The organism is Flavobacterium erigeronis, from assembly GCF_054075165.1.
Genome location: NZ_JBSKGP010000009.1, coordinates 312561 through 318666, shown reverse-complemented (window position 1 = coordinate 318666; position 6106 = coordinate 312561). Strand labels below are relative to the sequence as shown.

Here is a 6106-nt window from a genome sequence, read left to right as displayed (position 1 = left end):
ATTTTATCTCATTTTTTAATCTCCTTAATCTGCAAAATCTGCGAGAAAAAATTATTCGCCCGCAGATTTGGCAGATTGTGCAGATTTTTTTTTCATATGGATACATAGTTTTGCTTTGCGCGTAAAGGCGTTGCACTTACACATAGCTGCATTTTATCTCAATTTTTATCTGCTAAATCTGCTAAATCTGCGTGAGATTTTTTTAGCTCGCAGATTCGGCAGATTTTTAATTTTTAATTACTAATTTTTAATTCGTTTTATCAAAATAACGCGTCAGCTCGTAAGCATTGTCATTGATTGTTTTCATTTCTTTTAATAAAGGCTGATACGGTTCGAAATTGCTGTTTACAATTCCTTTATTAGAATCTCTGTTCGAATAATCAGTGCTTAAATCTGCGGGATCGTTGTCCATGTATTTGAACCAATGCCAGCCGACTGAGTTTTTATTTTTTAATAATTCCAAAGTGAAATTCTGATAAAAAAGTCCGCGTTCTTTCTGCGTTCGTACCAGCCAGCCTGCACCTGTATTATTTGGCAGTCCTGAATCTTCACCTTTGGTGTACCATTCGGTAATCAAAAACGGTTTTCCCGACCATTCTCCCCAATTGTTCATGAGTTCTTGACTTGGCTCCCATTTTCTGTAATGGTTTATTGAAATAATATCCATGTACTTTCCAGCCACTTTAAAAATCTCCGGATTCGTCAATTCCTGCTCTTTATCTTGATTGAAACGGCATCCTAAATACATGTGGTTCGGGTCTGCTTTTCTCAATGCTTCTGTTACTTTTTTCATGTACGTTTCAAAATAAAAAGCGGTAAATGCCATTCGGTCTTCTTGAGTAATGTCTGTTATGGAAGCATTAAACCCTTTTCTTTCATCCAGCCAAGCTTTTGCCGCCAAATATCCTTGCTCGTCTTTGGCCAATAAAGTTAAATGTTTATCTAATGCGTCGTTATACCACGGAAGCTCATTATCAGTAAAATAACCCATCAAATACTTATCATTTTTGTATTGCGAAACTTCTTTCATGGCTTTTTCAATGTAAGAATCAAATTCTTTATCAAAAACCATCACCAGATCAAAACGGTAATTCTGCCAGCTCGCTTCTTTGTATTTTCCGCCATATTTTTTAATATGATCGGAATGATACATTCCCATTGGCGAAATAATCACGGTATAAACCAACGGATTTTCGGCATTTCGAACCAAATCAACATTCGACCACGCCCCTACGCCATTGAATCCGTTATCACGAAGTAATTTGGATTCTTGTTTTACCCAATTTTCTTTGCTTCCATATTTCGCATCAAATGCTTTCTGCTGATTGACAGAACGTCCTGGATTAAAAACGGCAACGCCTTTAAAAATATACGGATAACCTTCGGGATCAATAATCCACCATCTGTTGTCTACTTTTTGTGTTCTAAAAAATCCTGTCGCTTCTTTCTGCCACATTTTGGAAGCGCCGTAAATCGAACTCGGCGATTCCTTTTTTTGGATTTTAAAACCCGGCAGTTTATCAATTGTTTTAGCATCATACGCCACCCATTTCGGGTCTAAGGCATTTTGTCTGGCTTCGACTTTTTGATAGGCAATTTTAGTTTGGGCTTGTATTGAAGTCAGGCTTATAATGGAGAGCAAGACATAAATAGAATGTTTCATTTAATTCATTTTAATTGTTTTTTGAGAAAATTTGGGGCGGTTTTTTTTAACACATAGAGACATAGTTTTTGTTTGCGCTTAGAAGGCGTTTCACTTTTATTAATGCACATAGTGACTTGTGTTTTAAGCTTTGTCAAAGTTTGAAACTTTGACAAAGCTGTGAACGTTTAGCTATGTGAAAGAAATGTATTTCTCTTAAAATCTCTTTTCATAGAAAAATAATTCTATGTTTCTATGTGTTAAATTATTATCTGTTACAAAAAATTATTTCGACAAATAGATATGATCAATATCAAAAATGTAATTGTTTAAAGCTCTTACGTCTTCTGGATCAACGCTTCTTAAAACCAAAATATCTTTGATTTTTGTTAAGTCTAATGCCGCATTTTGTTTCTTATAATCAGCAATTGGGATTTTTACCATATTCCAGCTTCCGTCTCTTTTTAAACCGTACAGATTACTTGTAGCGTCAAACTCCACATATCCAGTGTTAGAAGCATCTTTCATTCTAAATCTGATTTTTCCTGTACTTGTTGTTCGCACTGCCATATTGATATGGGTGTAAGACGAAATATCTGTGAAATTTACAAATGACAGAATTGCCATTGCCCATTTAGCTTCGGCAGCTGGTGGAGTTGCTGGAAGCGAGAAGTTTCTGTAAGCGCCTTCGTATCCGTCTGTTGCTACTTCTTTAATAACAAACTGATTGCTAGAAACCCAGTTTAGAACTGGAGCTGTTTTTGTAAAATCAGGATTTTCAGAATAGATTTTCAATGCATCGGCAGGAATAACGATTGGCGGAATTGCTGGTGCTTCTACCTCAACGGCAAAGGTTTTCTTTTGAACTGTATTATCTACAAAAGTGATTTCTAAGGTAGTCGTAAAACTTCCTCCTTTAGTATATTTCACTTCAACATTTGGCTCGATCGAAGCGCCTGGCGAACCTCCTTGGAAAGTCCATTTTATAGCTCTTACTTTTGTTGAGGAATCGGTATAGGTAACTGTTTCTCCAGCTTTAACAGCTGTGTTGGTTGAGGTCGCGCTCAATTCTCCCTTTTTATATAAATATACTTCTCGTACATCTTCTTCGCAGGAAAATAAACCTGCTGCAAGAATTAAAAAGAAATATTTTAATCGAAATATATGGTTTAGTTTTTTGGTCATGATTTTGATGTTTTTAGTTATCTTTTAGAAAATAGAGAAAAGAATATAGAAAATAGACTCATCTCAAAGCCTTGTATTTTTACTCTATTTTCTTGACTCTATTTTCTTTATTCTATCTTCTCTATTTCAATCCGTCTAAAAATCCTTGATACGCTGGCTTTTTATTATAATCAGCATCAAGAAGCAACGGATATTCTTTGGAATGCCAAAAAGCGGTCAGCCAAGTGTATTTGTCGGTTACACCCCAAGTAGAAATGGCAAACTTTTGGGTTTGAGGCAATTCTTCATACATGGAAACTATATATTTATAAGTCTCTGCTTGTTTCTGATTTTCTGTATCGTTAAATACATACGAATCCGATTTTGATGTATTGACTTTGATATCCAATTCTGAAATATGCATTAACAATCCTGTAGAAGCCATATCGGTAAATCCGGTTTTCATGGTTTGCCTGTTGGTATCGGTTGCGTAATGAAACTGATCTCCCAAACCATCAATCGGCACTCCGTTGGCTTTAAATCTGGCTACCATTTTTTTGATCGCTGCTCTTTTTCCGCCATCCAGCACTACGCTGTAATCATTGTAGAATAATTTCGCATCTGGATCTGCTGCTTTTGCATATCTGAAACATCTTCCATAAAAACCAATCGGATCTTTAAAGAGTGAATTGATTACGGTTTCGTTTCTCATAGCGCCGCCATCTGCAAAAACTTCATTCACTACATCCCAGCTTTTTACTTTCCCTTTGTAGCGTCCTACAACATCAGTTATATAGACTTTCACTTTTGCTTCAAAAGCAATCGAATCGTATTGGGCTTTTTTAAACCACTCTGGAAAAGAATCGTACCAAACCAGCGTATGTCCGTGAACTTCCATGTTATTTGTTTTGGCAAAATCTACCAGATAGTCCGCCGCCGTGTAATTGTACGCTGTTGAAGAAGTCCAGATGCTTGCCATTTTCATCTCAAATTCGGCTGTAATCTGACTGTAATGTTTTATTACTGCATTTTTATAATTGGCTTCTCCTTGTAAATCTTTCATTTTTACAGCGGCTCCAATTTTAAATTTGGCTTTTTCTTTTAAAGTCTGCGTAATCGGATTCGGATTTGTTCCTCCGTCTTCGTCTGCATTTATAAAAACTACTTTTTCGTCGTCACTGCAGGAAGCAAACAACAAAGCGGTTAATACACCTAGAATATATTTTTTGTTTATCATTTTGTCTTTTAATTTAATCTGAGAATCAAATGTTACTTTGATTCCCCGATTGGTTAATTACTAACTTTTAACCTTAACTTTTTTTGTTTTTTAAACACATAGTCCCGAAGCTTCGGGATTCTTTGCGTTTATAAGGCGTTTCACTTGCATGAATGCACATAGTAAATGCGCCATTCTCTGTGTAAACTTTGTCAAAGCTGCAAACGTTCAGCTATAATTTTTTTTAAACACATAGATACATAGATTTACTTTGCGTATATAAGGCGTTTCACTTGCATGAATGCACATAGTAAAATGCGTGATTCTTTGTGTAAGCTTTGTCAAAGTTTGAAACTTTGACAAAGCCGTGAACGTTCAGCTATGTGAAAGAAATATGTTTCTCTTTAAAACTCTTTTTTAAATCAAATAAAAATCTATGTCTCTATGTGTTAAAAAAGAAATCAATTAATATCCCACATTAAACCCTTCCGGTTTTCCCATCAAATCGATCTGGCTCTGCGGAATCGGCATATTGACCATTGCAGGAGTCATTTTTAACGGTACTTCGCCAGCAAGTGTTCCAGACGGACTTGAACGGAAATATAAATTCTGTCTTTCTACCAAAAGTCCAAGTCTCTTCAACAAGAACCATCTGTTGTTTTCGAAAGCTAATTCTCTTGCCGATTCGTCTAAATAATTATTTAAAGTCCACGCTGTTAAATCGTAAGTTGTAACGGTACTTTCAGGATTTCCGGTATAACCTCTTCTTCTTACTTTGTTTAAATACTGCAATGCTTTACCATCATTTCCTAGATTGTGATACGCTTCTGAAGCCAATAAATAAGTTTCAGCCAGTCTGTAGTACATATAATCTTTGTAACTATTAGAAGTCATTGGCAGTTTTTCGGTATCATGATATTTTTTCAGACTCCAATGCCACGCTCTGTAATTTCCGTTCGGCGCTGCAATTGCCGGATTGGTAATCGGTTGTCCGAACTTTGGATTTCCAGGAACATTGATTTTATAATCCTGATAATTATCGGAATAATAATAGGTTTTGAAACGCAAATCGTTGGTCTGATCGTAAAGTGATTTCAGGTAATTGTTTGGATAAAACCATCCTAAAGATTGTCCGCCGTACGCCACATCTTGAACCAATTCGCTAGTATTCAACTCGTATGTTCTATGTGTAAAAACACTTCCCAGCCAGAAACCTCCACCGCCTGCTAAATTGTCGTCTGGTCCTAACAGATAATCTTTTTGATAGGTAAAAAGCGATTCTTTGTGATTGGCATTTTGTCCCCAAACATCAATAAGCGCTACTAAACCGTGAGTTCCGTCGTTGATAATGGCATCGAATTGTGCGGCTGCTTCTGCCCAATCCTGCTGCCATAAAGCACTTTTACCGCGAATGTGTCTTGCCACGCCCTGACCGTAACGCCCTGCATCTACTTTAAAAGGAAGATTAGCGATTGCATAATCTAAATCTCCGTCGATTAATTTGTAGACATCTGCATCGCTGGCGACTTTATATTCTACAGGATCGTTGATGTTCTGTGGCGTTGTCGGAATCGTGTCAATCAAAATTCCACCATACATTTGTTTTAAGTCCAAATACAATTCACCTCTTATAACTCTGGCTTGTGCAACCAATCTCTTTTTAGCAGCTTCATCCATTTTTATAGATCTTGCCGAAGTTATAATTGCCGAACATCTGTCGATAATTTTGTAACCCTGAATCCATTTTGAGCCTGTAAACGACTGCGGATTATGACCTGTTCCGTAAGGTGTATTCCAAGTTCTGTGCAAACCTAAATCGGTTGCCACCATAAAAAACACATTGGCCCACAAATCGCTGTTGTCTCCAGATGGCGCATTATAGTAGCGCATTTGGTTGTAAAGTGCATTGACACCGACTTCAAGTCCCGCCGGTGAATTGTAGATATAATCTACCGATACCTGATCTTTTACGGTTTCTTCCAGAAAATCTTCGCACGAAGTAAGTCCAAGAGAAAGTCCGAATAGTAAAAGAAATAGAAAATTTATATTTTTCATAATCTTGTTATTTTTTGTTTTATTGAATG

General features: G+C 36.6%; 4 protein-coding genes. All 4 read right to left on the bottom strand.

Annotation, left to right across the window (positions count from 1 at the left end; genetic code table 11):
* Positions 1-247 precede the first annotated feature (247 nt).
* Positions 248-1663, bottom strand: coding sequence for a hypothetical protein (locus ACWA1F_RS18725; RefSeq protein WP_456895863.1), 1416 nt, complete (start codon positions 1661-1663; stop codon positions 248-250).
* 264 nt (positions 1664-1927) lie between these two features.
* Positions 1928-2827: a PKD domain-containing protein gene (locus ACWA1F_RS18720; RefSeq protein WP_306159151.1), complete on the bottom strand. Its 900-nt coding sequence runs from the start codon at positions 2825-2827 to the stop codon at positions 1928-1930.
* 121 nt (positions 2828-2948) lie between these two features.
* Complete coding sequence (locus ACWA1F_RS18715; protein WP_456895861.1) at positions 2949-4043, bottom strand: endo-1,4-beta-xylanase; 1095 nt, start codon at positions 4041-4043, stop codon at positions 2949-2951.
* 444 nt (positions 4044-4487) lie between these two features.
* Positions 4488-6077: a RagB/SusD family nutrient uptake outer membrane protein gene (locus ACWA1F_RS18710; protein WP_456895859.1), complete on the bottom strand. Its 1590-nt coding sequence runs from the start codon at positions 6075-6077 to the stop codon at positions 4488-4490.
* Between the last annotated feature and the right edge of the window lie 29 nt (positions 6078-6106).

Coding starts and splice junctions, on each gene's coding strand:
- ACWA1F_RS18725 (WP_456895863.1), bottom strand. CDS start 1,663: ATGAAACATTCTATTTATGTCTTGCTCTCCATTATAAGCCTGACTTCA.
- ACWA1F_RS18710 (WP_456895859.1), bottom strand. CDS start 6,077: ATGAAAAATATAAATTTTCTATTTCTTTTACTATTCGGACTTTCTCTT.
- ACWA1F_RS18715 (WP_456895861.1), bottom strand. CDS start 4,043: ATGATAAACAAAAAATATATTCTAGGTGTATTAACCGCTTTGTTGTTT.
- ACWA1F_RS18720 (WP_306159151.1), bottom strand. CDS start 2,827: ATGACCAAAAAACTAAACCATATATTTCGATTAAAATATTTCTTTTTA.